Source organism: Streptomyces sp. NBC_00582, from assembly GCF_036345155.1.
In the GTDB taxonomy this organism is placed as follows: Bacteria; Actinomycetota; Actinomycetes; order Streptomycetales; family Streptomycetaceae; genus Streptomyces.
Window position 1 is genome coordinate 1,348,882 of record NZ_CP107772.1, and the last position, 26,933, is coordinate 1,375,814.

Genomic DNA, 26,933 nt, shown 5'->3' on the forward strand with positions numbered 1-26,933 from the left:
AAGGAGGCTTCTCAGCCTCCCAGGGCCGTCATGACCACGCCCCTGGCCTCCTCCTGGACCCGGCCGAGGTGGTCGGCGCCCAGGAACGACTCGGCGTAGATCTTGTAGACGTCCTCCGTGCCGGAGGGGCGGGCCGCGAACCAGGCGTTGGCCGTGGTCACCTTGATGCCGCCGAGCGCCGCGCCGTTGCCGGGGGCCTCGGTGAGCACCCCGGTGACCGCCTCTCCGGCCAGCGTGTCGGCGGTGACCTGCGCGGGCGAGAGCTTCGCGAGCAGCGCCTTCTCCTCGCGGGTCGCGGGCGCGTCGATGCGGGCGTAGACCGGCTCGCCGAAGCGTTCCGTCAGGCCGGCGTAGTGCTCCGAGGGGGTCTTCCCGGTGACCGCGGTGATCTCGGAGGCGAGCAGCGCCAGGATGATCCCGTCCTTGTCGGTCGTCCACACGGAGCCGTCGCGGCGCAGGAAGGACGCGCCGGCCGACTCCTCCCCGCCGAAGCCGAGCGAGCCGTCGACCAGGCCGTCCACGAACCACTTGAAGCCGACGGGCACCTCGACGAGCCGGCGCCCGAGATCGGCGGCGACCCGGTCGATCATCGACGAGGACACCAGCGTCTTGCCCACCCCCGCGTCGGCGGGCCACTGCTCGCGGTGGGCGTAGAGGTAGGCGATGGCGGCGGCCAGGTAGTGGTTGGGGTTCATCAGTCCGGCGTCCGGGGTGACGATGCCGTGCCGGTCGGCGTCGGCGTCGTTGCCGGTGGCGATCCGGAACCGGTCCCGCTGGTCGATGAGCGAGGCCATCGCGTACGGCGAGGAGCAGTCCATACGGATCTTGCCGTCCCAGTCCAGCGTCATGAACCGCCAGGTGGGGTCGGTGAGCGGGTTGACCACGGTCAGGTCCAGCCGGTGCTGCTCGGCGATCCGGCCCCAGTAGGCGACCGAGGCCCCGCCGAGCGGGTCGGCGCCGATCCGGAGCCCGGCGGCGCGGATCGCGTCCAGGTCCAGGACCGCGGGGAGATCGGCGACGTACGCGCCGAGGAAGTCGTGACGCCCGGTGGTGGGCGCGGCGAGCGCCCGCGGGTACGGGATGCGCCGTACGTCCTTCAGGCCGGCGGCGATGATGTCGTTGGCCCGGTCCTGGATCCAGGAGGTGGCGTCGGAACCCGCCGGGCCGCCGCTCGGCGGGTTGTACTTGAAGCCGCCGTCGGCGGGCGGGTTGTGCGAGGGGGTGACGACCACGCCGTCGGCGAGACCGGTGGTGCGGCCGCGGTTGTGGGTGAGGATCGCGTGCGAGACGGCCGGGGTGGGGGTGTAGCCGTCGGCGCTGTCGATCAGCACGGTGACGTCGTTGGCCGCGAACACCTCCAGGGCGGTGACCCGGGCGGGCTCGGACAGGGCGTGGGTGTCGGCGCCGAGGAAGAGCGGGCCGTCGGTGCCCTGCGCGGCGCGGTACTCGCAGATCGCCTGGCTGGTCGCGGCGATGTGGTCGTCGTTGAAGGCGGTGTTCAGGGACGAGCCGCGGTGGCCCGAGGTGCCGAACGCGACGCGCTGGGCGGGGTCGGCCGGGTCGGGGTGCAGCGCGTAGTACGCGGTGACCAGCCGGGCGACGTCGACGAGATCCTCGGGGCCGGCCGGCCGACCCGCTCGCTCGTGCTGCATGTGCCCGCTCCTCCATGTCGGTTGACCATTGGGTTGCGGTTCCATCTTCCCCTGCCGGGGTGATCACCCGCGACGTGGCCCGCGGGGCACTCGCCGACCGCCTCTCCTCCAGCGGCCCGGCGGACTGCGCGCCAACGACCCCAGCGCGACGACGCGGGCCCCGGGCGCCGGAACGCCTTGACCTCAACCACACTCGAGGTCCTAGCGTCGGGGCCATGCCGACGACCCACGTCTTCACTCCCGCGGAACGCGCCTACCTGGCCGCCCAGCCCCTCGCCCGCCTCGCGACCACCGGCCCGGACGGGGGCCCGCAGGTGCGCCCGGTCGGCTTCGTCCTGAACGACGACGACACGATCGACATCGGCGGGCCCGCGCTCTCCCGCAGCCAGAAGTACCGCAACGCCCAGGCCCGCCCCGGAGTCTCCCTGGTGATCGACGACATGGCACCCGCCGACGACCCGATCGCGCCCGGCTGGGGCCGGGGCGTGGAGATCCGCGGCCACGCCGAGGTCCTCACGCTCGACGCCCCTCCCATGGCCCCCGAGTTCTTCAGCAACGAGGTGATCCGCATCCACCCGCGGCGGGTCCTGAGCTGGCACCTCGAACCGGACGACGACCGCGCCCGCTCCCGGAACGTCGATCGCCCCTCGCCTTGAGTATCCGTACTCAGGCGCCCGGCCCTCGCCACCCGCGAAACTATGAACGGATCATCACCCGTCGAGAGGCCGGCCCGTGTTCAGTCGCACCGTCATCGCCCTGACCCCGTTCTTCGGGCGCCTCACCGTCACGAGTGAGATCAAGATGCGCCTGCCCGAGGGGACCATCTTCGTCGCCAACCACGACTCCCTGGCCGACCCGGCGGTCGTGATGGCCGCGCTGCGCAGCTTCGACCTGCGGCCGGTGGTGCTGGCCACGGCGGGCCTGTGGCGGATCCCGGTCCTCGGCAGGGCGCTCAGCCGCGAGGGACACATCCCGGTCCACCGGGGCACGGCCCACGCCGCGCTCGCCCTGGACGCGGCCGCCGAGGCCCTGGCCGGCGGCCGCCATGTGCTCCTCTACGGCGAGGGCGGCCTGCCCCGCCGCAGGGACGCGGCCCCCACTCCCCCGGAGCCCTTCCGCACCGGCCTGGCCCGCCTGGCCCGGACGACCGGCGCGATGGTGGTCCCGATCGGCCACGCCGGCGCCCGCCGCATCGCCTCCGGCTCCCCCACGAAGCAACTCGCCGGCACCCTCACGGCCCCGCTCCGCCGCCCCCGCTGCCACGTCCACGTCGGCGCCCCGATCCGCCTGCCCGCCGAAACGGACCGCGGCACGAGAGCGGCCCACCAGGCGGTGACGGCAGCCTGGCGCACGGCGGTCAGAGCAGCGGGAGAGCCGGCCCTCACCGCCTCACACTGACGACGGCGGGGCGACGCCCCGCCACCAGGGGCGCGGGGAACCGCGCGATCAAGCCCCGCGCACCCGCGCCCCGAAAACTACGAGCCCCCCGACGGCGGAGCCGTACTCGACCGCACCACCAACCGCGTGGGCACGAGCGTCGTCCCCCGAGCCCCGTCATCGGGATCCCGCATCTTCCGCAGCACCGCCCGCACACACAGCCGCCCCACCTCCGCGAAATCCTGGTGCACGGTGGTGAGCGGCGGCATGAACGACCCCGCCTCCGGAATGTCGTCGAACCCGATGACACTCACGTCCTCGGGCACCCGCCGCCCCCGCTCCTGCAAGGCCCGCAGCAGCCCCAACGCCATCTGGTCGTTGGCGACGAACACCGCGGTGCAGTCCTCGCGCGCGGCCAGCTCCAGCCCGGCCCGGTACCCCGACTCCGCCGACCAGTCCCCCCGGATCAGCGGCGGAGCCGTACGCCCCGCGTCGGTCAGCGCGGCCCGCCAGGCGTCCGTGCGCCGCTGCGCCGCGAAGGAGTCCTCGGGCCCGCCGAGATGCCACACCGTCTCGTGTCCGAGGTCGAGCAGATGCCGTACGGCGGTGCGGCTGCCGCCCGCCTGGTCGGTGTCGACGACCGTGTAGTGGTCCCCCGCGTCGGAGTCGACGACGAGCACCTGCACATACGGCGGCAGCATGATCGTCGCCGCGTCCAGCAGATGCACCTCCATGATCACGATCACCGCGTCGACCGCCAGCTCCTCGAGCCGGCTGAACGCGCCCCGCACCTCGTCCTGCGTGGGCAGGGCGACCGGCAGCAGCGTCACCGCGTACCCCTCGGCGGCGGCGGAGGTGGCGATGGCCTCCAGCGTGCGGACGTTGCCCGTGGAGGACAGCGAGAAGGTGATCACACCGATCGTGCGGAACTCCCCGCGCTTGAGGGCGCGGGCCGCGCTGTTGGGCCGGTAGCCCAGCTCCTTCATCGCGGCGAGCACCTGCCGCCGGGTCTCCTCGTTCACACCGGCGTAACCGTTGGACACCCGGGAGACGGTCTGCGAGGAGACCCCCGCCAGGCGCGCCACATCGGCCATGGAGGCGGTGGGCCGGCCACGCCTCGGCGTCTTCGCCGGGGTTCTCTCAGCCATCTCCATGGCGTGCCCGCCTCTCTGTCCGCACCAGTGCCACGGTCTCCCCAAAGGACCCTTGACCATCGTAATCAGGGCAGTGTAGACATGCCGCCATCCAATGTTTACGTAAACATAACAGTCCGCCAGGGCTCTTGCGTGGCCGATGTTTACGTAAACATCATGGTCCCGGTGGGGCGGTCGGACATCTCCGCTCCCACCGCTGGTTCCCAACCTGCACGAGCGAGGAACGACATGACGACGCTGCAACCGCCGGTGGCCGCCGAGCCGCGGCCGGCACCGCCCCCGGCGAGACGGGACCGACGCTCCTGGGCGGGGTGGGGTTTCATCGGTCCCTTCGTGGCCGTGTTCGCGCTGGTCTTCCTGGCCCCGATCGCCTACTCGATCTACCTCAGCCTCTTCCGCAACCAGCTCATCGGCGGCAACCAGTTCGTCGGCCTGGACAACTACACGCAGGCCCTGAAGGACGACGCGTTCTGGTCGGCGGTCGGCCGGGTGGCGATCTTCCTCGCGGTTCAGGTACCGATCATGCTGGGCATCGCCCTGCTGGTGGCGCTGGCCCTGGACAGCGGCCGGCTCTACGGCAAGAGCTTCTTCCGGATCACGATCTTCCTGCCGTACGCCGTGCCCGCCGTGGTCGCCACCCTGATGTGGGGCTTCATGTACGGCACCAAGTACGGCCTGGTGGGCGACATCAACTCCGCGTTCGGTGTCACGCTGCCCGACCTGCTCTCCCCCGGCTGGGTGCTCGCCTCCATCGGCAACATCGTGACCTGGGAGTTCGTCGGGTACAACATGCTGATCTTCTACTCGGCGCTGCGGGTCATCCCGACCTCGCTGTACGAGGCGGCGGAGATCGACGGCGCGGGTCAGTGGCGGATCATCGGCTCGATCAAACTGCCCGCGATCCGGGGCGCGCTCGTCATCGCGACGATCTTCTCGATCATCGGCAGCTTCCAGCTCTTCAACGAGCCCAGCATCCTGCGCCCCCTGGCGCTGAACTCCATCACCACGGACTACACGCCGAACTTCTACACGTACTCGCTGTCCTTCAACGGCCAGCAGCACAACTACTCCGCGACGGTGGCCATCATCATGGGCGTCATCACGATGGTCGTCGCCTACGCCGTCCAGCTGCGCGGCATGCGCAAGGGAGCGTGACCCGATGAGCACCTCTGTCACCGCCTCCCCCGCGAAGACGAAGAACACCGCCCCCAAGCTGCGGACCCCCCGCGCGAAGCACACCCCGGGCAAGCCGAAGCGCAGTGTGCTGCTGACGGTGCTGATGGCCCTGATGGTCCTCTACACCGTGGTGCCGCTGATCTGGCTGGTCATCAACTCCACGAAGACCCAGTCGGGTCTGGCCGAGTCCAACGGGCTCTGGTTCGCCCACGACTTCGCCCTGTGGGACAACATCCGGGACGCCTTCACCTACCACGACGGCATCTTCGGCCGCTGGCTGCTCAACACCCTGCTGTACGTGGTGCTCGGCGCGGGCGGCGCGACGCTGCTGGCGGTGCTGGGCGGGTATGCGCTGGCGAAGTTCGACTTCCCCGGCAAGCGCGCGGTCTTCGCCGTGGTGATCGGCGCGGTCGCCGTACCGGGCACGGCGCTGGCGGTGCCGACCTTCCTGATGTTCAGCAAGATGGGGCTCACCGACACCCCCTGGGCGGTGATCATCCCGTCGCTGGTGTCGCCGTTCGGTCTCTATCTGATGTGGGTGTTCGCCGCGGAGGCGATCCCGACCGAGCTGCTGGAGGCGGCCCGGATGGACGGCGCGAGCGAGGTGCGGACCTTCTTCCAGGTGGCCCTGCCGCTGCTGGCCCCGGGGATCGTGACCGTGCTGTTGTTCACCACGGTCGCCACCTGGAACAACTACTTCCTCCCGCTGATCATGCTGAAGGACCCGGACTGGTACCCGCTGACGCTGGGTCTGAGCGCCTGGAGCTCCCAGGCGCAGACCATCGGCGGTGACGTGATCTTCAATCTGGTGATCACCGGCTCCCTGCTCACGATCCTCCCCCTGATCGCCGCCTTCCTCTTCCTCCAGAAGTACTGGCAGTCCGGTCTCGCCGCCGGAAGCGTCAAGGAGTGACCCCCGCGGCCCCGGCCGCCCCGATACCCCACGTTCCACCCAGCGTTTGCGCAACCCCCACCCTCACCTGTCCCACCCACGAAGAAGTGGAAGCACCTTCATGCGCGGAAAGACCGGCCGCCTGCTGCGCGGCCTCGCCCTCCTCTCCACCCTGGCCCTGGGCGCCACGGCCTGCGGCGGCTCGGACGACGACAGCTCGGACACCAAGGCGGTCTCCGCCGGTGACATCCAGGCGGCCCTGAAGAAGGGTGGCTCGGTCACCGTCTGGGCCTGGGAGCCCACCCTGAAGTCGGTCGCCGCCGACTTCGAGAAGAAGTACCCCAAGGTCAAGATCAACCTGGTCAGCGAGCGGTCGGGCGACAAGCACTACACCGCCCTGTCGAACGCCATCTCCGCCGGCAAGGGCGTCCCGGACGTCGCGCAGGTCGAGTACTTCGCGCTCGGCCAGTACTCCCTCACCAAGGGCCTGAGCGACCTCGCCCCCTACGGCGCGGCGAAGCTCGCCTCCAAGTACACGCCCGGCCCGTGGAACGCCGTCAGCGACGGCGACAAGGTCTACGGCCTGCCGATGGACTCCGGTCCGATGGCGCTGTTCTACAACAAGAAGGTCTTCGACAAGTACAAGATCGCCGTCCCGACCACCTGGGACGAGTACCTGGACGCGGCCCGCAAGCTGCACAAGGCCGACCCGAAGGCGTACATCGCCAACGACACCGGCGACGCGGGCTTCACCACCTCCATGCTGTGGCAGGCCGGTTCGCGCCCCTACAAGGTCGACGGCACCAAGGTCGCCATCAACTTCGACGACGCCGGCGCCAAGAAGTTCGAGACCGTCTGGCAGAAGCTGATCAGCGAGAAGCTGCTCGCCCCGGTCACCGGCTGGACCGACGACTGGTACAAGGGCCTCGGCGACGGCACCATCGCCACCCTGGCCACCGGCGCCTGGATGCCCGCCAACTTCGAGACCGGTGTCCCGAACGCCAAGGGCGACTGGCGCGCCGCCGCCATGCCGGCCTGGACCAAGGGCGACAAGGCGAGCGCCGAGAACGGCGGCTCCTCCCTCGCGCTGCCCGCGCTGGGCAAGAACAAGGAACTCGCCTACGCCTTCGTCGAGTACGCGAACGCCGGTGACGGTGTGGCCACCCGGGTGAGCGAGGGCGCCTTCCCGGCGACCGTCGCGGAGCTGCAGTCCACCGAGTTCAAGAACAAGGAGTTCCCGTACTTCGGCGGCCAGAAGGCCAACGAGATCTTCGCCGAGTCGGCCGCCAACGTCGCCGACGACTGGTCGTACCTGCCCTTCCAGCCGTACGCCAACTCGATCTTCAACGACACGGTCGGCAAGGCCTACGTCTCGTCCACCACGCTGGCGGACGGTCTGAAGGCCTGGCAGGACGCCTCCGTCAAGTACGGCCAGGAGCAGGGCTTCACCATCGAGAAGTAGTTCTCGCGCAGCAGTACGTCAACGCCGGGCGGCGCGGTCTGCGGGCCGCGCCGCCCCCGTGCACCACCCTTCGGAAGGACCGCCATGATCTCCACCCTCCAGTCCCGCATGCTGCGCGGGGCGGACGGTGACGCCGCTCCGCGACTGGCCTACGGCGCCGACTACAACCCCGAGCAGTGGCCCAGGGACGTGTGGGAGGAGGACGTCCGGCTGATGCGGGAGGCCGGCGTGACCGTCGTCTCCGTGGGGATCTTCTCCTGGGCCCGGATCCAGCCCGGCCCGGACACCTGGGACTTCGGCTGGCTCGACGAGGTCATGGACCTGCTGCACGCGGGCGGCATCGGCGTCGACCTGGCGACCGCGACCGCCTCCCCGCCGCCGTGGCTGACCACCGCCCACCCCGAGATCCTGCCGGTCACCGCGAACGGCGAGACGCTGTGGCCGGGCGCCCGTCAGCACTGGCGGCCCACCTCGCCGGTCTTCCGCGAGCACGCCCTGCGCCTGGTCCGGGAGATCGCGAACCGCTACAAGGACCATCCCGCGCTGGTCGCCTGGCACGTCTCCAACGAGCTGGGCTGCCACAACGTCTACGACCACTCCGACGACGCCGCCCGCGCCTTCCGCGTCTGGCTGCGCGCCCGCTACGGCTCGCTGGACGCCCTCAACCACGCCTGGGGCACGGCGTTCTGGTCGCAGCGGTACAGCGACTGGGAGCAGATCCTGCCCCCGCGGCTGGCCGCCTCGCACCCCAACCCGACCCAGCAGCTGGACTTCAAGCGGTTCTCCTCGGACGCGCTGAAGGACCATCTGATCGCGGAGCGGGAGATCCTGCGGGAGATCACACCGGACGTCCCGGTCACCACCAACTTCATGGTGATGGGCGGCACCAAGGGCATGAACTACCCGGACTGGGCGGGCGAGATCGACTTCGTCTCCAACGACCACTACGTCCACCCCGGCCCGCAGGACCGCGACGAGCTGTCCTTCTCCGCCAACCTGACCAGCGGCATCGCCTCCGGCCGGCCCTGGTTCCTGATGGAGCACTCCACCAGCGCGGTCAACTGGCAGCCGGTGAACGTGGCGAAGCGGCCCGGCGAGCTCGCCCGTGACGCGCTGCTGCACGTGGCGCACGGTGCCGACGCGGTGTGCTACTTCCAGTGGCGCCAGTCGGCGGCCGGCGCGGAGAAGTACCACTCGGCGATGGTCCCGCACGCCGGCGCCGACAGCGATGTCTTCCGCGCCGTGGCCGACCTCGGCGCCACCCTCAAGGCGCTGGCCCCGGTGGCCGGTTCGGAGCGGGAGACCGCGGCCGTCGGCATCCTCTACGACTGGGACTCCTGGTGGGCGAGCGAGCAGGACTCGCACCCCACCTCGCTGCTCGACTACCGGCAGGAGGCGCTCGACTGGTACTCGGCGCTCCTCGCCCTCGGCGTCCGTGCCGACCTGGTCACCACCCGCGCCGACCTCTCCCGCCACCAGGTGCTGATCGCGCCCGTGCTGCACGTCGTACCCGCCGGACTCGCCAAGGAGCTCACGCGGTACGCCGAGCAGGGCGGCCATCTGATCACCACCTACTTCTCCGGGGTCGTCGACGAGAACGACCACGTCTGGCTCGGCGGCTACCCGGGTGCCCTGCGCGATCTGCTCGGCATCCGCATCGAGGAGTTCGGACCGCTGCTCGCCGGGGAGAGCGTCGAACTGGACGGCGCCGGCCCCGGCACCCTGTGGACCGACCGGATCACCGTCACCGACGACTCCGACACCGAGGTCCTCGCCCGCTACCGCGGCGGAGTGCACACCGGCCGCCCCGCGATCACCCGCCGCACCACGGGCACGGGTTCCGCCTCCTACGTCTCCACGCGGCTCGGTGTCGACGGACTGCGCTCGCTGCTGCCGCGGCTGCTGGAGCCGGCCGGGGTGAGCAGCGAACTCCCCGAGGAGGCGCGGGGCCGGGTCGAGCTGACCGTGCGCCGCGGGGCGGGGGAACGGTTCCTGTTCCTGGTCAACCGCACCGACACGGCCGTGCCGGTGCCCGGCCTCGCGGGTGACGTCCTGGTCGGGGGCGAGCGCACGGACGGCGCCCTGGTCCTCGGGCCGCGCGCGGTCGCCGTACTGCGCCAGGCCACCGCGTAACGAGAGAAGCACCCCACGACTCCCCGGCACGGCCTGACCCGTGCCGCGGGCCATCCCCTCCTGCCCGCACGGCGGAGGGGCCCACCACAGCGACCGCACCGCAGTTGGGAGCATCGATGGCACGCCGTACCCGTAGCAGACGGTCCCTGGGGGCCGCCGCGCTGACCGCCCTGGCCACCGGGGCCGCCCTGCTGAGCGTCCCCGCTCAGGCACAGGCCGACGCCGCCGTCACCGTGACGCCGGACCCGTCGTACCAGCAGGACGAATTCGAGGGCTGGGGCACCAGCCTGGTCTGGTTCGCCAACGCGACCGGCGACTATCCGCCCGCGATCCGCGAGAAGCTCGCGAAGCTGCTGTTCGGCGACGACGGGCTCGCCCTGAACATCGCCCGGTACAACATCGGCGGCGGCAACGCGCCGGACGTGAAGGACTACCTCCGCGCGGGCGGTGCCGTCGAGGGCTGGTGGAAGGCGCCCGCGGGCACCACCAGGACGGACACCGACTGGTGGAGCGCGGACGACCCGGCGGACTGGAACAAGGACGCCGACGCCACCCAGCGCTGGTGGGTGAACCGCATCAAGAACGACATCGACCACTGGGAGACGTTCAGCAACTCGCCGCCGTGGTTCATGACCGTCAGCGGCTATGTCTCGGGCGGGTTCAACGCCAACGCCGACCAGCTCAAGACCGGCTCGGTCGACGACTTCGCCGCCTATCTCGCCGGGGCGACCAAGCTCCTGGAGAAGTCCGAGGGCATCAAGGTCGACACGATCGACCCGTTCAACGAGCCCAACACCGGCTACTGGAGCACCCGTCTGGGCGCGGACGGCCAGCCCGTCGGCGGCCGGCAGGAGGGCGCCCACATCGGGCCCGAGCTCCAGCAGAAGGTGCTCGCCGCGCTTCCCGCCGCGCTGAAGAAGGCCAAGGTCAAGGCGGACATCTCGGCGATGGACGAGACCAACCCGAGCATCTTCTCGACCAACTGGAACGCCTACTCGCAGGCCTCCAAGGACGCCGTCGGGCAGATGAACGTCCACACCTACGGCACCGGGCAGCGCACCACCGTGCGCGACCTCGCCAAGGCCGCCGACAAGCCGCTGTGGATGAGCGAGGTCGAGGGCGACTGGGGCGACGGGCAGAGCTTCACCGACATGCGCCCCGGTCTCGGCCTCGCCCAGCAGATCGTCAACGACCTGCGCGAACTGGAGCCCAAGGCCTGGGTGTTCTGGCAGCCGGTCGAGGACTACGACAACATGAAGCCGGGCGGCGAGTCCGCCAAGGGCGGCAACTGGGGCTCCATCCAGCTCCCGTTCAGCTGCACCTCCGCGGACACGCTCCAGTCGTGCCCGATCCACACGAACACCAAGTTCGACACGGCCCGCAACTTCACGCACTTCATCAAGCCCGGCGACAAGCTGATCAAGGTGGACGACACCTCCAGCGCCGCGGCGGTGACGAAGGACGGCAAGGGCGCCTCGCTGGTCCACGTCAACTCCACCACCGCGGCCCGTACGGTCACCATCGACCTGTCGAAGTTCCGCACGATCAAGGGCGACGCGACCGTCACACCGACCGTGACCAGCGCCGACGGCAAGCTTGTGCGGCAGGCCCCGGTGAAGGTCGTCGACGGCCACGCCACCTACACCGTGCCCGCCCAGTCCGTGACCTCCTTCTCCGTCAAGGGTGTCTCGGGCGTCGCGAAGAACGCGGGGCTCTTCAGCAAGGGTCACTCCTACACGCTGACCGGGGTGCAGAGCGGCAAGGCGGTCACCGTCGGCGCCAACGGCACCAACCTGGTCATCGGTTCGGCCAACGGCACGGTCGCGCAGGAGTGGCAGCTCGACGCGCGCCACGGCAAGAAGGGCAACCGTCAGCGGTACGTCTTCGCCAACCCGGCCGAGGGCAAGCGGCTCGCCGTCCGCGACAACGTGCCGGTCGTCGAGCCCGACACCGGTGAGCGCGACCCGGCGACCGAGTGGATCATGTCGACCACCGGTGACGGGACCTGGACGCTGATCAACGCGGCCACCTCCCGTGTCCTCGAGGTCGGCGGTCAGGCCACCAACGAGGGGGCCGCCGTGACCACCTGGCAGCCCAACTCCGGCTCCAACCAGCGCTGGAGGGTCACGGACGTGACTCCGTAACACCTCTCCCGGAAGCCGCCCGCCCACGCGCCCACCGCGCGTCGGCGGGCGGTCCGCGTCGGCACACTCACGGGCGTCCGCCGTACTCGATCAACGCCAGCCGGTCCTGAGCGTGCCGTGCGACGAGGTACTCGTCGAAGCCCGCCCATCGCCACAGCCTGCGCAGTACCCACGGCCGGTCCCCGATCTCCAGGTCGGGGTGGTCGTAGGCGTGCCGGACCGCGGCCTTGAGCAGCCGGTGCCGCGCTCCGCCCAGCACCGGGCCCCAGTCCGCCCGGTCGAAGTGCCGGTCCCACCGGGTGCTCGGCCGGAAGTGGTCGTAGTACGCCGTGCGGCTCCAGCGCAGCAGGACGTCGGCACGCGGCGCCCAGTCGAGCGGCGTCACCGGCGTGCGCACGGACCGCCACCACTCGGCCAGCAGGCCGGCCTCGAGCAGTTCCCCCAGCAGCACGTCCCCCGGGCGGGGAAAGGCCGTCGCCGCCCAGTCGCTGTGCGGTCCGGTCGGGGAGTCGTCCAGCGCCCGCTGGAGCCGTACGGTGTACCAGTCCTCCCGGGGGGTGGGGAACTGCGGCGCGGAGGGATCGCGAGCCGCCAGGAGGAGCCGTGCCTGCTCGGTAAGTGCCTCGTTCACACAGTTCGCGAACCAGCGGCAGCGCCTCAGGGCGCGCCCCGTCCTCCCCACCGTGACGGGTATCTTGCGCGGCCCCCCTTGGTCCAGGTGCACGACGAGGGTGTAGAGCTCGCGCGGCATGTTGTCCCGGTTCTTGCGCCTGCGGGGGATGTCGAGGACCAGCACCTGCTCCAGCGGTATCCGCGAGGTGCGGCCCCAGGGGAGGGGCCAGGTACGCCGCGTCAGGGAGACGGTGTGCCCGTCGAACTCCAGGCGCGACCAGCGGGTGCGCACCCGCAGGGGTCGGGCGGGCGGCGCACCCGGGTGCCGAGGGGTCGTCATGACGGCAGTATGACCCCGTCGGGCCGCTCGGCCGCCGGGATGCGTTCCAGGACGCCTCCGGCGAAGACGTCGTACAGGGGCAGGGTCTCCAGGTGGACGTAGCCGATGTGACAGTCGCAGACGGCGAGCGGGCAGGGGCGGGGGCGCAGGGCGGAGCGGTAGGAGCCGTCGTAGAGGTTGCCGAGTTCCGCGCGCACGAAGTGGCAGCGGCGGACCGTGCCCTCGCCGTCGACCGAGATCACCGACTCACCGGTGCGGCAGGGCAGTCCGGCGCTGCGGTGCGGGTGGCGGCTGTAGGGGAAGAGCGGGTCGAGGGCGGTCCAGTCCTCGGCCTCGGGGTCGGTGTAGGTGTGGCCCTCGGCCGCGTTGATCCACAGGTAGACGTGCGCGGGCAGGTCGGCGCGCAGTCGGCGCGCCGCGTTCAGGTGTCCGGGCAGGCCGACGACTCCGACGCTGAAGCGGACGCCCCGGTCGGCGAGGTCGCGGCACTTGGTGAGGAAGCGGTCGTACGGGGTCTGGCCCGGGTGGTACGTGCACCACAGGGCCAGCGTCTCCGGGTCGGCGTCGGCGAGCCAGTCCGTGCGGCAGCTGAGGTTGGTCTGGACGGCGACGCGGCGGATGTGCGGGAGGTGGGACAGCTCGGTGAGGGTGCGCCGGTACCAGGAGCGGACCAGGCCCTCGCCCCACGGGGTGAACAGGAGGGAGAGCCGGTCGTCCGTCTGTGCGGTGGCCCAGGCCGCGAAGCGTGCCAACGCGGCGCGGTCGGCGCGCAGTTGGGCGGTGGAGTCGCGGCGCTTGGCGAACGGGCAGTAGGGGCAGTCGTAGTCGCAGGAGGCGAGCGGGCCCCGGTAGAGGAGGGTCAGGTCCATGGCCGGCCGGTCACTTCCGCTCGTAGGCGGCCATCGCGGCGCGTACGGCCGGGGAGAACAGCTCGGGGCCGATGGCGTCGGAGTGGGCGAGGCCCTCGGCGGTGAGCCGCACGAGCCCGGAGTCGTCCGTCAGCCAGCCCCGGTCGGCGAACCGGGCGAGCTGCGGTCCGAAGTCCTCGGTGGGATCGCTGCCGAAGCGGGCGCGGTAGTCCGCGACCCGGAGGCCCTCGGCCTGCAGCAGGGACTGCAGGAGGTGACGGCGGCGGGACTCGTCGGGGGTCATGGGGTGGCCGACCTCGGCGTGGGCGAAGTCGGCCGTGCCCACGTAGTCGTCGATGATGCCGCGGATCTCGTGCATGCCGACCGCGTAGTCGAAGGAGTAGTGCAGTCCCGCGGTGTAGGAGCGGGCTCCGCAGCCCAGGCCGATCATGCCGTCTGTCTGGCAGGCGTAGTCGTCGGCGCCCTGGGGCGGGGCGTCGGCGCGGCGGAACATCCGCATGGACTGCTGGGTGTAGCCGTGCGCGAGGAGATGGTCGCGGCCGGCCCGGTACAGGGTCAGCCGCTGCTCGTCCCAGGCCGGGTCCGGGCCGGTGCCGGCGCGGCGGTCGAGGCCCGTGAGGGGGCGGACGTAGAGCGGGTAGAGGTAGAGCTCCTCGGGGCGCCAGGCGAGGGCCGCGTCCAGGGAGTGCAGCCAGCTCGCCTCGGTCTGGCCGTCGATGCCGTAGATGAGGTCGATGTTGAGGACCGGGATGCGCGCGTCGCGGATACGGGTGAGGGCGGTCTCGACGTCGGCGCGGCGCTGCGGGCGTACGGCGGCCCGGGCCTCGGACTCGACGAAGCTCTGGACGCCCAGGCTGAGCCGGGTGGTGCCGCGCTCGGCCAGGACGGCGAGCCGGTCGGCGGTGGCCGTGGCGGGTGAGGCCTCCACGGACAGCGGGACCGCGCGCAGATCGGCGCCCATGCGGTGCTCGGCGATGTCGCAGAGCCGCTCCAGCTCGGCGGCGGTGAGGAAGGTGGGCGTGCCGCCGCCGAAGGCGGCCGTGGCGAACCGGACCTCCTCGGTGTCCCCGAGGGCGTCCCGTACGGCGGTCGCCTGACGGTCCAGGGCGTCCAGGTAGGCGCCGGTCAGACCGTCAGGGGCGCCGATGCGGGTGAAGAGGTTGCAGAAGCCGCAGCGGACCTCGCAGAACGGTATGTGGAGATAGAGGGAGAGCGCGTCCTTGGGTTCGGACGCCCACAGACGCGCGAGCGAGGGCCGGTCGTCGAGTCCGCGGTAGGCCGTCTTGTGCGGGTAGGCGTAGACGTAGTGCTGGTAGGGGCTGGTCAGCCGGGCGGTGGTCATACGGCGGCCTCGGCACGGTCGTCGGCGGGGTCCAGGAAGAAGTGGGCGTACGGCACGGTCCACACCGACTCGTGGCCGAGGCGGTGGCCGGTCCAGCCGTCGTCGCCGTAGGCGGTGCCGTGGTCGGAGCAGACGATCGCGAAGCAGCGGCGTCTGCTGCTCGCGGCGGCGAGGAGCCGGCCGATGTGCCGGTCGACGTACTCCAGGGCTGCGGCGTGGGTCTCGCGGGTGTCGCCGGCCTCGCGGGTCGCGCCGGGCAGGTGGAACCAGTTCGGCTGGTGCAGGGCGGAGACGTTCACGAAGAGGAACAGCTTCCGGTCCGGCGGGAGTTCACCGATCACGCGTTCCGCGCAGGCGACCTGGTTCTCGAAGGAGTGCGGTGAGGTGACGCCGAACTCCGGTGTCCAGTGGGCCTCGTGGAACAGTCCGGGGAGCACCGAGCCGAGCGGGCCCTGCTGGTTGAAGAAGCCCACTCCCCCGACGCACACGGTGTGGTACCCGGCCTTCGCCAGTCCGGAGACCAGGTCGGGGGTGTCGTAGACGAAGGTGCCGTCGGCGGTGGTCTCGCTGCCGGCGAAGCGCGCCGCGAACAGCCGCGGGTGCGGTCCGGGCGCGGCCGGGGTCGGCAGGAAGCCGGCGAAGATCGCCTGGTGGGACGCGTAGGTGAAGCTGCCCGGCGCGTGCCGCTTCTCCCAGCGGCCGCCCGGGAGGTACCGGGCGAGACGCGGGATGCGGCCCGCCTCCGCCAGCTCCGCGGCCACGTCGTAGCGCAGGGTGTCGAGGGTGACCAGGAGGATGTCGTGACGGCCGACGACACCCCTCATGTCGGGCGTGGCGGGCGGGGCGGTCTCAGGCATGGGGGGTTCCTCCGTCGTGCCGGTCGTGCAGTACGGCGGCCACCTGGGCGCCGTAGGTGTCCAGGCCCTCGGCGCCGCTGCCGGGCAGGCCGGTCAGCCGGGGCAGCAGGTCGCCGAAGGCGTTGACCTCGCCGACTGCGGCCCGGCGCCAGCCGACGGCGGGGAGCAGGTCGACGCCGACGCAGAGGGTGCGCGGGAAGCAGGCCGCGGCCCGTTCGCACACCCCGAGGACGTCGGCCCAGCGGGTGCCCGCCGCCTCGAAGGACCGGCGGACGGCCTCCAGGTCGCCGCGGCTGCCGCCGAGGTGGAGGTTGGTCAGGGGGGAGCGGCTGGTGCGGACCACGGCGTGGGTGGCCCGGCCGGCCACGACGACGACCCGCAGATCGGCGGCGCGGCCCTCCTGGGAGGCCTTGGGCAGCCAGCGTTCGAGGTGCAGGCCGTCCGGGGCGAGGGCGTCGACGACGGCCGCGATGTCACGCTCGTCCTCGTAGCGCCGCACCCTGAGGGAGTTGTGGAGGCGGCCGTCCGGGGCCAGCTCCACCGAGGTGGTGGCCCTGATCCGGCCGGCGCCGCCCGCCTCCACGGCGAGGACGCCCGACGCGGAGGACCCGTGGGCGGGTTTCACGAACAGCCGGTGCATGCGGTGCCCGCGCATCAGCGCCCGTACGTCGTCCCAGCCGCGCACCGGAGCCGCGCCCGCACCCGAGGTGGGCGAGGCGGGTACGGGGACGCCGGCGGCGTCGAGGACGGCGTGGCAGCGGCGTTTGTCGAACAGGACGGCGAGCTCGTCCGGGTCGTCGAGGCGGCGGCCGCCGCGCAGACCGCGCACCGCGGCGGTGAAGCGGGCGTACCAGCGGGCCGAGCCCTCGACGCGGGTGGGGTCGTCGGCGCCCCGCAGCAGCCGGTCGACCTCGGCGTTCTCCCCGGGTGAGTCGACGCGGACGGTCTCGTCGGCGGTGAAGTCGGCTCCGCCGTCGCGCAGGACGTCCGCCCAGGGGACGATCCGCGGGGTGGGCAGGCCGGCCGCGCGCACCGCGTCGCCGAAGAGGGCGACGCGGCGGTTCTCGGGGTTGCCGACCACCGCGAAACGCGGCGCCGACGGGAGGGGTGTGCTCACTCGCCCACGGCGACGTAGCGCCAGACCGTGCCGTCGTCCTCCGCGTCCTCCTCGGCACCGTCGCGGTCGAGGTCCAGTTCGACGCCCGCCAGGGTCTGCCGCAGCCGGTCCTGGAGCGGCTCGGTGAGGTAGTGGTGGTGCAGGTCGAGCTTCTTGAGGTGGGTGAGCGGCTGGCCGCCGAGCAGCGCGGCGGCGCCCTCGTCGGTCAGGACGCCCATCGAGAGGTCCAGCACCTCCAGGCGGGCGACGACCGGCGCGGAGGCGACGGCCGCGGCGACCGTGTCCTGCATCTCGCTGTTGCGCAGGGCCAGGTGACGCAGCCTCGGCAGGCGGGCGCCGGACAGGATCGGCGCCAGGTCGGCGGCCTCGCTGTCGCCGCCGTAGTCGGGGGTGCCGAGCCACAGGTCGAGGTGCTCCAGGGCGGGCAGGTCGCTGCCGCCGACCCCGCGCACCACCTCGGCGCGCAGGCCGCCCGCCTCGAGGACGAGTCTGCGCAGCGCGCCGTGGCTCACCGCGGGGAACTCCAGCCCGGAGCCGCCGCGCACCCCGAACTCCTCCAGCGCGGGGTAGGCCGCCAGCAGCGGGGTGACGTCGGTCTGGTTGATCCAGGAGATCTCGCACTCCTCCGACTCCATGTCGCCCACGAACAGGGCGCGCAGGGCGGGGAAGCGGTCGCGGGCCTCCACCAGGGCCTCGATGACGGCGGTCGGCTCGGTCTCGTACGCCTCCTGCCAGGCGCCGACGATCAGGGCCCGGACCCGGGTGGTGTCGACGGCGGCGCAGAAGCGGGCGAAGGCGTCGGTCCAGTCCTCGTCGGCGTCGTAGACGTCGCTGGTGATCCGCCAGGCGAAGCCGTCCGGGTCGGGCAGGTCGTCCGTGCGCCCGTCGGGTCCGGGGAAGGTGTAGGCGGGCAGCCCGTGCAGCGAGACGAGGTGGGTGGCGTAGGACATACGGCTGCTCCCGTGCGGAGGTGTGGATCTGCCGATGGGCGGAAGACCTGTGCGATCCCTGATGCCCGCAGTTGTACCAACAGGCACTGACAACGCCCCTCGGCGGGGCCGGATTCGGGGCGTTGTCAGTGGTGGTCCGTACGGTCGTGGTCAGGAGGCCGGTGCGCGGTGCACCCGGCGGTGAGGGGAGAGTCATGTACCGGCAGGGAGACGTGCTGATCGTGCCCGTGGCCGCGGAGGCGGTGCCGCCGCATGTCGCGCAGGCGCCGCGGGAGGCGCGGGACGGGCGGGGGCGGCTGGTGCTGGCGCTGGGCGAGGTCACCGGGCACGCGCATGCCGTGGTGGGGCCGGGGGATCTGGTGCGCGAGCCGGGGCCGTTCGGTCCGCTGCTGCTCCATCTGCCGCAGGGCGGGCGGGTGGTGCACGAGGAGCACGCGGTGATCGCCCTGCCGAAGGGCTGGTACCGGGTGATCCGGCAGCGGGAGTACGTGCCGGGGTCCGTGCGGATCGTCGCGGACTGAAGAGGGCGTCCGGGAAAGACAGACGTCCGGGAAGACAGGCGTGGGGGAAAGACGGATGACGACGACGGGTGTTCAGGTGACGGGTGTGGCCTCCGACGAGACGGTGCGGGCCTGGCGGGCGTGGGCCACGGCGACCGGTCCCGCCGACCGGGCGGCGGCCGAGGCCGGTGTGCGCCGGGCCTACCGGCAGGCCGGTCTCGCCGAGCCGGAACGGGTGGTGTGGGCGGGCTCGCCGCGCGAGGCGGTGACGCTGATCCGGGCGATGACGGACACGGGTCCGAGCGTGCGCGAGGCGGTGCGCAGCGCCCCCTGGGCACAGGAGCGGCAGCTGTTGCACGCGGAGTTGGGCACGGCGGGTTGGCCGGCGCACTGGGCGGCGACGGGCGGCCGGCTGTGGGACGCCACGCAGGCGCTGGTGGGCCGGATCCGCACCGGGATCCTGGAGGACCTGGCCGGTGGGGACACGGGCGGCCGGGCCGCGGAGATACGGCTGATCCTGCTGGACGCGGTGCTGGGGCAGCACGACGCTCCGTGGCTCGCCGCGCTCGCCACCGACGGCGGCCCGCTCGACGGGCTGACCGCGGTGTCCCGCAACGCGGGCTGGTGGTGGCCGTTCGCGCGGGTGGCGGTGGTCTCCGAGCGGCCCGTGGCCCTGCACCGCGACGAGGCGGGCCGGCTCGACCACGGCGACGGCCCGGCGCTCGCCTACCCCGACGGCTTCGCCCTGTACGCCTGGCGGGGCATGCCGGTACCGGCCGGTTTCCTGGCGGAGCTGCCGGCGCTCACCCCGGAGCGGATCCGCGCCGAGGAGAACGCCGAACTGCGCCGGGTGATGCTGGAGTACTACGGCTACGACCGGTATCTGACGGACTCCGGTGCCCGCCCGCTCCACCGGGACGGGACGGGCGTCCTGTGGCGCATCGACCTCCCGGACGACGAGCCCGTGGTGATGGTGGAGGTCGTCAACTCCACCCCGGAGCCGGACGGCACCCGGCGCACCTACTGGCTGCGGGTGCCGCCGTCGACCCGGACGGCACGGGAGGGGGTCGCCTGGACGTTCGGCCTCGACGCGGAGGTGTACCGGCCGCTGCAGGAGACGTGAGGCGCCCGCCCCCCGCGTCGGGGGGCAGGAGGGCCGGGCCCAAGGGCTGCCTCAGGCCTCGGCGGAGCGCGCGAGGACGTCCGTGACCTGTTCCCGGAGCTGTTCCCGGGCCGGAGCGGGCAGGGCTGCCAGGTCCGTCTGCTCCAGAGCGTGCAGCACCTGGTCGGCGTCGGTGCCGACGGGGGCGCTCTCGCCGAACACCTCGTAGCCGTCCCGTACGGCCACACGGAGCAGTCGGGGACCGTCGCCGTCGGTGTGCACCGCGGCGGCCACGACGAGCGGCGGCGGGCCGCCCGCCTCGCCCTCCACCTTGCGGTAGCCGCTGACCAGCGGGGTGCGCCAGCGCAGGCCGAGCAGCAGCGGACGCTTGGCCACCAGCTCGGTGAGGTCGGTGTCGCGGACGCCGTCGGGTTCCAGGACCGTGGCGCGGGCGTCGAGGGCGAGGGCCGCGGGGAGCAGACAGCGCAGGGTGCTGCCGACGATGTTGCCGCCGACGGTGGCGGTCCGGCGCACCGCGCCCGTGCCGATGCCGGAGGCCGCCCGGTGCAGCACCTCGGGCACGGTGGCGTCGACGCGGTGCAGCAGCACGGCCCCGCCGAGTTCCTCGGCGCCGACGACGTTCGCCTCGGGCACGTTGCGCAGGGACAGCGCCTGTTCCGGGAAGCCGTCCCGTTGCCAGGCGGCCCACACCAGGGTGGCCCCGCCTATCGGTACCGCCCCCTCGGCGAGACAGCGCTGTGCTTCGGATATGGAGGCGGGAAGACGCAACTGCACGACAACCGACCTGCCTTCCCGGTAGTGCGGGGGGAGGCACGTGTCACTCCCCCGCGTGATCAATGGCAGAACGGATTCTGCCCAGGCGCGCGGGGGCGCATACAGGGCTCATGGCGGCACCCGGCGCCGGGGGAAAATGCGTTGCGGCCGGTCGTGCCGCTGCCGACCCTTGCCCCATGTCCTATGTCCTGCGCCCCGCCGCCCTCGCCGACGCGCCCGCCGTGACCGCGCTGCTCAACGCCGTCGACCTGATCGAGATCGGGCGGCCCGAGACGGATCTGCACACCGTCGAGGCGGATCTGAGGCATCCCGAGACCGATCTGGAGCAGGACAGCTGGCTCGCCTTCGACGGCGACCGGCTGGTGGCCTACGGGCTGCTGTGGGACGACTCGGGCGGTGAGCGGATCGACGTCGACCACTACGTCCTGCCCGACCGGCAGGACGCGGGGCGGCTCGTGCTGGAGGCGATGGAGGCACGGGCGCTGCGGCGGGCGCGGGACAACGGCGCCGGGCGGGCCGTGGTGCACCTGCACCTCAATACCGCCCCCACGCTGGACACTTCCCTGCTCAGGCAACGCGGGTGGTCCGTCGTACGGCGCTATCACGTGCTGCGGCGGGCCCTGGACCGTGCCGAGGACACGGCGCCGGCGGTGCCCGCCGGGGTGCGGCTGCGGGCCTGCGCCACGGAGGAGGACCGCGGACGGGTCCACGAGCTGTACCAGGCCACGTTCGCCGAGCACTTCGACTTCCAGCCGCGCGGCTACGAGCAGTGGCTGCACGACGTGGACGGCGCGGGACTCGACTGGTCGCTGGTGTGGATCGTCGGCACGGACGAACTCGGGGACGCCGGGTTCCTGCTGGCCCGCGACGACCGTGAGGCGATGGGCTGGATCCGCAGCCTCGGTGTCCTGCGCGAGGCGCGCGGGCGCGGTCTCGCCGGGCTGATGCTGCGCCACGCCTTCGCGGCCTTCGCCGCCCGGGGGCGGGACACCGTGGGGCTCGGCGTGGACACCGCCAACGCGACGGGCGCGCCCCGGCTGTACGCCCGCCACGGGATGACGGTGCACTACGCGGTGGACACCTGGGAGGGCGTCCTGTGCTGAAGGGCGCGGTGACGGCCCAGGTCGCCGCGTCACCAAACCTGTCCGGTCAGCACACCTAGGGGGTCGCGGCGGGCAGTCGGGTGGGGACGACCGGCAGCATCATGCCGTCGCCGATCGGCGCGGTGTGCGGGACGAGGGCGCCTTCGCGGGCGATCTGGAGCAGATCCGGAAGGCTGTAGCGTTCGGCGCCCTCGAGGTCGACGGTGTAGCCCAGGTCGCCGAGGCTCGCGGCGGTCATCCGGCTCAGCGGGTTGCCCGCGCCGGAGATGAACGGCGACATGAGTTCGTTGACGAAGACGGCCTCCCGCCAGTGGCTGTCCTGGGTGCCCGGGCCGCCGAAATTCGCGACCGGTACCGGGACGGGTTCCACTTCGCCGAGGAGCGAGGCGAACTCGGACATGGCGCCCAGCCCCACGAAGGTGGGGTTCTTCGTGCCGGCTCCCTTGAGCAGGCCGAACTGCGTCCAGAGGACGCCGATGCCGAGGACGTGTCCCATTTCATGGGTGATCACGTCGACGAGGGTGCCCTCCGCTTCCATCTGGGCGAGATCCGCGGCGTCGAAACGCATCACGCCCTTCGCCGGCAGATTCGCCCCGAACTGCGCGGATCCGTCGCGGAAATCGGTGGGTCCCGCCATGCCCAGAATGCGGCCGGGGCCGTCGATGGTCACACCTTCGGCCTCGATCAGCAGGTCGTCGATGACGTCCTCGCCCACGACGGCGGTGTCCAGGTCACCGACGACGACCCGCGCCCACCGGTCGGCCGCCGCCGCGAAGGCGTCCTGCTGATGACTGGTCAGTCCGCCGAGGAAGCGCACCTCGATGGTGAACGGCGACGTCGTACGGGCGACTTCCCTGGCCCGCTCGAAACTGGCGACCGCGCGATAAGTCTGGAAATTGTTGGTGGCGACCTTGCCCATTTCTTCTCTCCCGTCCGTCGACCCCGACATGAATCACCCCCCTTTCCACCCTAGGCCGAACGGATGACCGGTGCCCGCTCGGGAGAATTCAACGGGTGGACGGAAGTGTCGAATTCAATTGAATGCGTACCTGCTCCGAGGTGCAGGTGAGCAGCGGATTTCCTAGACTGGTACGGCGGGTTTTTCCAGGGGGGTTTCACCGCAGCTTCAGGAGAGATCATGGCCGTGAAGCATGCCCTCCCCCGCGCCGCCCCGCGCTACGCGCTCGCGGCGATCCGCGTGTTCAACGGAGCCACCGGACTGCTGGCGCCCGAGCTGCTCATCCGGCGTCTGGACCCCGACCGCGCGCCGCAGAGCCCGGCGGCCGTCTACGCCTTCCGGCTCTTCGGCATCCGTACCGTCCTGCTCGGCCTGGACCTGCTGACCCATCGCGGCGAGCGGCTCCGGGAGGACCTGCACGACGCCGTCCTGATCCACGCGGCCGACACCACGACGGCGGCCCTGCTCGGTCTCAGCGGCCGGCTCCCGCCGCGCACCGCGATCCTGACCACGCTCATCTCGGCCACCAACACCGCCCTGGCCGTGACGGCCGGCCTCCCGCCGACCAACCCGTCCAAGGGCAGGCGGACATGACCGACACGACCAAGGGGCTGCCCGGTCCGGACGCCGTTCCGCAGGCCGAGACGGGCTTCGACTACGTCGTCGTCGGCGCCGGTGCCGGAGGCGGGCCGCTCGCGGCCAACCTCGCCGCCGCGGGCCGGCGCACCCTGCTGCTCGACGCGGGCGGCGCCCCGGAGAACGACACCTATCTGGTCCCCGCCTTCCACGCCGACGCCTCCGAGGACCCGCTCCAGTGCTGGAACTACTTCGTACGGCACTACGAGGACGAGCGGCAGCAGCGGCGCGACAGCAAGTTCGTCGCGGACCGGGGCGTCCTCTACCCGCGCGCGGGCACCGTCGGCGGCTGCACCGCGCACCACGCGCTGATCACGGTCTATCCGTACAACCGCGACTGGGACGCGATCGCCGAGGAGACCGGCGACCCGAGCTGGCACAGCACGGCCATGCGCGGGTACTTCGAGCGGCTGGAGCGCTGCACCTACCGGCCCCGGCCCAAGGAGCCGCCCGCCGTCCCGCTGCTGGCGCGGCTGCTGAAGGCGCTGCCGTTCCTCGCCGGCCGGTACCGCAACACCGCGCGGCACGGTTTCGACGGCTGGCTGCCGACCGCCCTGGCCGACCCCGAACTGGTCGTCCAGGACCCGCAGTTGCTCAAGGTGATCCTCTCCGCCGCGGAGAGCGCGCTGGCCGACTTCCTCGACCGGCCGCTGTCCCCGCTGGAGGGGCTCGGTTCCTTCGTCGACCCCAACGACTGGCAGGCGCAGACACGGGCCCTGCAAGGGCTGTGGCAGATCCCCCTCTCCACGGCAAACGGGCGGCGCAGCGCCGTACGGGAGCGGGTCCGGGCGGTGGAGCGCGCTTGTCCGGGCCGTCTGGTGGTCCGTACGCACGCGCTGGCGGCCCGGGTGGTGCTGGACCGGAGCGGGGCGGCGACGGGCGTCGACTATCTGGACGAGGCGCACGTCTACCGGGCGGACCCGGCGAGCCGGCCGGCCGCCGGACCCCCCGTCCCGCGCAGGGTCCTCGCCTCCCGCGAGGTGATCCTGGCGGCCGGGGCGTTCAACTCCCCGCAGCTGCTCATGCTGTCGGGCATCGGGCCGCGCGCGGAGCTGAGCCGGCACGGCATCCCGGTGCGGGTCGATCTGCGGGGTGTGGGCGCGCATCTGCAGGACCGGTACGAGGTGGGCGTGGTCAGCCGGATGGACCGGGAGTTCCCCGTGGTCGCGGACTGCGACTTCCACGCGCCGCGGCCCGGGACCGCCCCGGACCGCTGCTACCGGGCCTGGCAACGGGGCGAGGGACTGTACACGACCAATGGCGCCGTCGTCGGCATCACCCGCACGTCCCTCCCCGAGCTGGACGTTCCCGATCTGTTCGTGTTCGGCGGGCCCTTCGACTTCCGTGGCTACCGGCCCGGGTACTCCCTCGACCTGACCCGCCACCGGGACCGTTTCACCTGGGCCGTCCTCAAGAGCCGTACCCACAACACCGGCGGCCGGGTGCGGCTGCGCTCCGCCGACCCCAGGGACACCCCGCTGGTGAACTTCCACTACTTCGCCGAGGGCACCGACAAGGACGACCTGGATCTCGAGGCGATGGCCGACGCCGTGGAGTTCGTGCGCGGCATGAACCGCAGGGCCGGTCCGGTGATCCGCGAGGAACTGTGGCCCGGCAAGGAGGTCGACGGCCACGAGGACGTCCGCCGCTTCGTACGGGACGAGGCGTGGGGCCACCACGCCTCCTGCACCTGCCGGATGGGGCGGGCGGACGATCCCTCGGCCGTCGTCGACAGCGACTTCCGGGTGCGGGGGGTGGACCGGCTGCGGGTGGTCGACGCCTCGGTGTTCCCCCGTATCCCCGGATTCTTCGTCGCCGTACCCGTCTACATGATCAGCGAGAAGGCGAGCGACGTGATCCTCGCCGACCGGGGAACGGCGTGATCCTCCCCGCTCAAGGAGCACCGCGATGAGCAAGCACCGACACCCCGCACCACGGTCCACGGCCGGATACCGCACCTCCCTGCCCTGGCGGATCGTCACCGCCGGCGCGCAGTACGTCGACCGGCGCATCGGCTGGGACCGGCTGCCCGTGCCCGCCGGTCTGCTGACCCTCCTCGGACTGCGTGTCCGGCTCCGGCAGAAGAACCTTCACGACACCGGCGCCGTCCCCTCCGTGAACCAGCCCGAGCCCGCGCCGCCCTCCGAGCTGCACCGGGTCAACCGGACCGCGGACGGCAGCCACAACGACCTCGGCGAGCCGAGGATGGGCATGGCGGGCAGCCGCTTCGGCCGGAACATCCCGCTGGACCGCATCGCCCCGGCCGCCCCCGAGGACGTCCTCGCCGAACCGAGTCCGCGCGAGGTCAGCCGCGCCCTGCTCACCCGGGAGGCGCTGACGCCGGCCGAGTCGGTGAACTCGCTGGTCGCCGCCTGGCTGCAGTTCATGGTCCGCGACTGGTTCAGCCACGGGACGAGCCCCGAGGACCGGCCCTGGGAAGTGCCCCTGAGGGACGACGACCCCTGGCCGGAACAGCCCATGCGGATCATGCGGACCCCCGACGACCCGACGCGCGACCCGTCGGCGCCCGCCAGGACGCCCGACACCCGGGTGAACGTCTCCTCGCACTGGTGGGACGCCTCGCAGATCTACGGCACCAACGAGGCGGAGCAGCGGCTGATGCGCACCGGGGAGTCGGGCAGGCTGCATCTGTGGGACGACGAGCAGTCCCCGATCCCCTCTGACCCCTCCCGCGACCCGTCGCGCGTGCCCGGCTTCTGGCTGGGACTGGCCATGATGCACGACCTGTTCACCCGGGAGCACAACGCGATCTGCGACCACCTCCACGGCGCGTACCCGTCGTGGGGCGACGAGGAGCTGTTCCAGCGGGCCAGGCTGGTCAACGCCGCGCTGCTGGCCAAGATCCACACGGTGGAGTGGACCCCGGCCGTGATCAGCCACCCCACGACCGTGACGGCCCTGCGGGCCAACTGGTGGGGCATCGCGGGCGAGCGTGCGCACCGGCTGTTCGGCCGGATCAGCGACAGCGAGGTGATCAGCGGCATCCCGGGCGGTGAGACCGACCACTACGGCGTCCCGTACTCCCTCACCGAGGAGTTCGTCGCGGTGTACCGCATGCATCCGCTGATCCGGGACGAGTGGCATCTGCGCTCCGCCGCCGACGACGGGTCGCTGCGCCACTGCACCCTGCGCGACCTCTCCGGGCCCGGGGCCCTGAAGGTCCTGGAGACCACCGGGATGGCGGACCTCCTCTACAGCTTCGGCACCCTGCACCCCGGGCTGGTCACCCTGCACAACTTCCCCAGGTTCCTCCAGGAGTTCGAACGCCCGGACGGTCATCTGCAGGACCTCGCGGCCACCGACATCCTGCGCTCCCGCGAGCTGGGCGTGCCCCGCTACAACGAGTTCCGGCGGCTGCTGCGCCTGAAGCCCGCCGGCTCCTTCGCGGAACTGACGCACGACGCGGAGTGGGCGCGGCAGATCGAGCGGGTCTACGACGGCGACATCGAGAAGGTCGACCTCATGGTCGGGCTGTACGCGGAGAAGCTGCCGGCCGGTTTCGCCTTCAGCGACACGGCGTTCCGCATCTTCGTCCTGATGGCCTCGCGCCGGCTGAACAGCGACCGCTTCTTCACCGAGTACTACACGCCCGAGGTGTACTCCCGGGCCGGGATGGCCTGGATCGACGACAACAGCATGATCACGGTGCTGCTGCGCCACCACCCCGGGCTGCGCACGGCTGTGGCGGGGCTGGAGAACGCCTTCGAGCCGTGGCACACCGCTGGAAGGACGGTGGACTGA

Annotated in this window: 23 protein-coding genes; 13 read left to right on the plus strand and 10 right to left on the minus strand. The window is 72.0% G+C overall.

Translation table 11 applies throughout. The features are described 5' to 3' along the window. Positions 1–11: 11 nt before the first annotated feature. Positions 12–1,652 (minus strand): phosphoglucomutase (alpha-D-glucose-1,6-bisphosphate-dependent), encoded by a 1,641-nt coding sequence (gene pgm, locus OG852_RS05535; protein WP_330347246.1) that lies wholly within the window; start codon positions 1,650–1,652, stop codon positions 12–14. Positions 1,653–1,867: 215 nt separating this feature from the next. Here pgm and OG852_RS05540 point away from each other — a divergent pair, with 215 nt between their 5' ends. Together OG852_RS05540 and OG852_RS05545 are read left to right on the plus strand one after the other, a co-directional pair. Then, complete coding sequence (locus OG852_RS05540) at positions 1,868–2,308, plus strand: PPOX class F420-dependent oxidoreductase (protein WP_330347247.1); 441 nt, start codon at positions 1,868–1,870, stop codon at positions 2,306–2,308. A gap of 76 nt (positions 2,309–2,384) precedes the next feature. Further along, positions 2,385–3,050: a lysophospholipid acyltransferase family protein gene (locus OG852_RS05545; RefSeq protein WP_330347248.1), complete on the plus strand. Its 666-nt coding sequence runs from the start codon at positions 2,385–2,387 to the stop codon at positions 3,048–3,050. Between the two features lie 77 nt (positions 3,051–3,127). Here OG852_RS05545 and OG852_RS05550 read toward each other — a convergent pair whose 3' ends face one another. Continuing rightward, positions 3,128–4,183 (minus strand): LacI family DNA-binding transcriptional regulator, encoded by a 1,056-nt coding sequence (locus OG852_RS05550; RefSeq protein WP_133916030.1) that lies wholly within the window; start codon positions 4,181–4,183, stop codon positions 3,128–3,130. A 228-nt stretch (positions 4,184–4,411) separates the two neighbouring features. On the opposite strand from OG852_RS05550, the gene OG852_RS05555 reads away from it, so the two are divergent. From OG852_RS05555 to OG852_RS05575, 5 genes are all read left to right on the plus strand, one after another. Beyond that, entirely contained in the window at positions 4,412–5,338 is a 927-nt protein-coding gene (locus OG852_RS05555) for a carbohydrate ABC transporter permease (RefSeq protein WP_133916029.1), read from the plus strand. A 4-nt stretch (positions 5,339–5,342) separates the two neighbouring features. Then, positions 5,343–6,272, plus strand: coding sequence for a carbohydrate ABC transporter permease (locus OG852_RS05560; RefSeq protein ID WP_133916028.1), 930 nt, complete (start codon positions 5,343–5,345; stop codon positions 6,270–6,272). A gap of 100 nt (positions 6,273–6,372) precedes the next feature. After that, positions 6,373–7,713 (plus strand): ABC transporter substrate-binding protein, encoded by a 1,341-nt coding sequence (locus OG852_RS05565; protein ID WP_133916027.1) that lies wholly within the window; start codon positions 6,373–6,375, stop codon positions 7,711–7,713. Between the two features lie 84 nt (positions 7,714–7,797). Continuing rightward, complete coding sequence (locus tag OG852_RS05570; protein ID WP_330347249.1) at positions 7,798–9,846, plus strand: beta-galactosidase; 2,049 nt, start codon at positions 7,798–7,800, stop codon at positions 9,844–9,846. 116 nt (positions 9,847–9,962) lie between these two features. Continuing rightward, positions 9,963–11,990 (plus strand): RICIN domain-containing protein, encoded by a 2,028-nt coding sequence (locus OG852_RS05575; RefSeq protein ID WP_133916025.1) that lies wholly within the window; start codon positions 9,963–9,965, stop codon positions 11,988–11,990. Positions 11,991–12,057: 67 nt separating this feature from the next. Here OG852_RS05575 and OG852_RS05580 read toward each other — a convergent pair whose 3' ends face one another. The 6 genes from OG852_RS05580 to OG852_RS05605 are packed head-to-tail and all read right to left on the minus strand — an operon-like array spanning position 12,058 to position 18,077. Next, a complete protein-coding gene (locus OG852_RS05580; protein ID WP_330347250.1) occupies positions 12,058–12,942 on the minus strand; it encodes a hypothetical protein in 885 nt (294 codons plus the stop codon). Beyond that, positions 12,939–13,811, minus strand: coding sequence for an STM4011 family radical SAM protein (locus OG852_RS05585; RefSeq protein WP_133916023.1), 873 nt, complete (start codon positions 13,809–13,811; stop codon positions 12,939–12,941). The genes OG852_RS05580 and OG852_RS05585 overlap by 4 nt, the downstream gene beginning before the upstream one ends. Positions 13,812–13,821: 10 nt before the next feature. Continuing rightward, positions 13,822–15,153, minus strand: coding sequence for an STM4012 family radical SAM protein (locus tag OG852_RS05590; protein ID WP_133916022.1), 1,332 nt, complete (start codon positions 15,151–15,153; stop codon positions 13,822–13,824). Beyond that, positions 15,150–15,977: an STM4013/SEN3800 family hydrolase gene (locus OG852_RS05595; RefSeq protein WP_330351402.1), complete on the minus strand. Its 828-nt coding sequence runs from the start codon at positions 15,975–15,977 to the stop codon at positions 15,150–15,152. Before OG852_RS05595 ends, OG852_RS05590 begins: the two co-directional genes overlap by 4 nt. Positions 15,978–16,002: 25 nt before the next feature. Next, on the minus strand, positions 16,003–17,127 hold the full coding sequence (locus OG852_RS05600) for an STM4014 family protein (RefSeq protein ID WP_330347251.1): 1,125 nt from the start codon (positions 17,125–17,127) through the stop codon (positions 16,003–16,005). Further along, the gene (locus tag OG852_RS05605; protein WP_133916019.1) at positions 17,124–18,077 is read right to left on the minus strand and encodes an STM4015 family protein; all 954 of its coding nucleotides are present in this window, start codon (positions 18,075–18,077) and stop codon (positions 17,124–17,126) included. Before OG852_RS05605 ends, OG852_RS05600 begins: the two co-directional genes overlap by 4 nt. A 194-nt stretch (positions 18,078–18,271) precedes the next feature. On the opposite strand from OG852_RS05605, the gene OG852_RS05610 reads away from it, so the two are divergent. After that, positions 18,272–18,598, plus strand: a complete 327-nt coding sequence (locus OG852_RS05610; RefSeq protein ID WP_330347252.1) for a hypothetical protein — start codon at positions 18,272–18,274, stop codon at positions 18,596–18,598. 55 nt (positions 18,599–18,653) lie between these two features. After that, positions 18,654–19,700 carry a DUF6745 domain-containing protein gene (locus tag OG852_RS05615; protein WP_330347253.1) on the plus strand — a complete coding sequence of 349 codons (1,047 nt, stop codon included), beginning with the start codon at positions 18,654–18,656 and terminating at the stop codon, positions 19,698–19,700. Positions 19,701–19,751: 51 nt separating this feature from the next. On the opposite strand, the gene OG852_RS05620 is transcribed toward OG852_RS05615, so the two are convergent. Beyond that, the gene (locus tag OG852_RS05620) at positions 19,752–20,474 is read right to left on the minus strand and encodes an FAD binding domain-containing protein (protein ID WP_330347254.1); all 723 of its coding nucleotides are present in this window, start codon (positions 20,472–20,474) and stop codon (positions 19,752–19,754) included. 176 nt (positions 20,475–20,650) lie between these two features. Between OG852_RS05620 and OG852_RS05625 the strand changes: the two genes are divergently transcribed. Further along, positions 20,651–21,577 (plus strand): GNAT family N-acetyltransferase, encoded by a 927-nt coding sequence (locus OG852_RS05625; RefSeq protein WP_133916015.1) that lies wholly within the window; start codon positions 20,651–20,653, stop codon positions 21,575–21,577. A 55-nt stretch (positions 21,578–21,632) separates the two neighbouring features. On the opposite strand, the gene OG852_RS05630 is transcribed toward OG852_RS05625, so the two are convergent. Continuing rightward, on the minus strand, positions 21,633–22,496 hold the full coding sequence (locus OG852_RS05630; protein WP_330347255.1) for a peptidase: 864 nt from the start codon (positions 22,494–22,496) through the stop codon (positions 21,633–21,635). Positions 22,497–22,715: 219 nt separating this feature from the next. On the opposite strand from OG852_RS05630, the gene OG852_RS05635 reads away from it, so the two are divergent. From OG852_RS05635 to OG852_RS05645, 3 genes are read left to right on the plus strand one after another with little or no spacing between them, the layout of a single operon-like run. Then, positions 22,716–23,129, plus strand: coding sequence for a hypothetical protein (locus tag OG852_RS05635; protein WP_133916013.1), 414 nt, complete (start codon positions 22,716–22,718; stop codon positions 23,127–23,129). Continuing rightward, the gene (locus OG852_RS05640) at positions 23,126–25,054 is read left to right on the plus strand and encodes a GMC family oxidoreductase (RefSeq protein ID WP_330347256.1); all 1,929 of its coding nucleotides are present in this window, start codon (positions 23,126–23,128) and stop codon (positions 25,052–25,054) included. The genes OG852_RS05635 and OG852_RS05640 overlap by 4 nt, the downstream gene beginning before the upstream one ends. 25 nt (positions 25,055–25,079) lie before the next feature. After that, positions 25,080–26,933, plus strand: a complete 1,854-nt coding sequence (locus OG852_RS05645; protein ID WP_330347257.1) for a peroxidase family protein — start codon at positions 25,080–25,082, stop codon at positions 26,931–26,933.

What these genes read in the sequence shown, in the direction of transcription:
- pgm (WP_330347246.1), bottom strand. Translation starts at nt 1,652, where the DNA reads ATGCAGCACGAGCGAGCGGGTCGGCCGGCCGGCCCCGAGGATCTCGTC.
- OG852_RS05540 (WP_330347247.1), top strand. Translation starts at nt 1,868, where the DNA reads ATGCCGACGACCCACGTCTTCACTCCCGCGGAACGCGCCTACCTGGCC.
- OG852_RS05550 (WP_133916030.1), bottom strand. Translation starts at nt 4,183, where the DNA reads ATGGAGATGGCTGAGAGAACCCCGGCGAAGACGCCGAGGCGTGGCCGG.
- OG852_RS05555 (WP_133916029.1), top strand. Translation starts at nt 4,412, where the DNA reads ATGACGACGCTGCAACCGCCGGTGGCCGCCGAGCCGCGGCCGGCACCG.
- OG852_RS05560 (WP_133916028.1), top strand. Translation starts at nt 5,343, where the DNA reads ATGAGCACCTCTGTCACCGCCTCCCCCGCGAAGACGAAGAACACCGCC.
- OG852_RS05565 (WP_133916027.1), top strand. Translation starts at nt 6,373, where the DNA reads ATGCGCGGAAAGACCGGCCGCCTGCTGCGCGGCCTCGCCCTCCTCTCC.
- OG852_RS05570 (WP_330347249.1), top strand. Translation starts at nt 7,798, where the DNA reads ATGATCTCCACCCTCCAGTCCCGCATGCTGCGCGGGGCGGACGGTGAC.
- OG852_RS05575 (WP_133916025.1), top strand. Translation starts at nt 9,963, where the DNA reads ATGGCACGCCGTACCCGTAGCAGACGGTCCCTGGGGGCCGCCGCGCTG.
- OG852_RS05580 (WP_330347250.1), bottom strand. Translation starts at nt 12,942, where the DNA reads ATGACGACCCCTCGGCACCCGGGTGCGCCGCCCGCCCGACCCCTGCGG.
- OG852_RS05585 (WP_133916023.1), bottom strand. Translation starts at nt 13,811, where the DNA reads ATGGACCTGACCCTCCTCTACCGGGGCCCGCTCGCCTCCTGCGACTAC.
- OG852_RS05590 (WP_133916022.1), bottom strand. Translation starts at nt 15,153, where the DNA reads ATGACCACCGCCCGGCTGACCAGCCCCTACCAGCACTACGTCTACGCC.
- OG852_RS05595 (WP_330351402.1), bottom strand. Translation starts at nt 15,977, where the DNA reads ATGAGGGGTGTCGTCGGCCGTCACGACATCCTCCTGGTCACCCTCGAC.
- OG852_RS05605 (WP_133916019.1), bottom strand. Translation starts at nt 18,077, where the DNA reads ATGTCCTACGCCACCCACCTCGTCTCGCTGCACGGGCTGCCCGCCTAC.
- OG852_RS05610 (WP_330347252.1), top strand. Translation starts at nt 18,272, where the DNA reads ATGTACCGGCAGGGAGACGTGCTGATCGTGCCCGTGGCCGCGGAGGCG.
- OG852_RS05615 (WP_330347253.1), top strand. Translation starts at nt 18,654, where the DNA reads ATGACGACGACGGGTGTTCAGGTGACGGGTGTGGCCTCCGACGAGACG.
- OG852_RS05625 (WP_133916015.1), top strand. Translation starts at nt 20,651, where the DNA reads ATGTCCTATGTCCTGCGCCCCGCCGCCCTCGCCGACGCGCCCGCCGTG.
- OG852_RS05630 (WP_330347255.1), bottom strand. Translation starts at nt 22,496, where the DNA reads ATGGGCAAGGTCGCCACCAACAATTTCCAGACTTATCGCGCGGTCGCC.
- OG852_RS05635 (WP_133916013.1), top strand. Translation starts at nt 22,716, where the DNA reads ATGGCCGTGAAGCATGCCCTCCCCCGCGCCGCCCCGCGCTACGCGCTC.
- OG852_RS05640 (WP_330347256.1), top strand. Translation starts at nt 23,126, where the DNA reads ATGACCGACACGACCAAGGGGCTGCCCGGTCCGGACGCCGTTCCGCAG.
- OG852_RS05645 (WP_330347257.1), top strand. Translation starts at nt 25,080, where the DNA reads ATGAGCAAGCACCGACACCCCGCACCACGGTCCACGGCCGGATACCGC.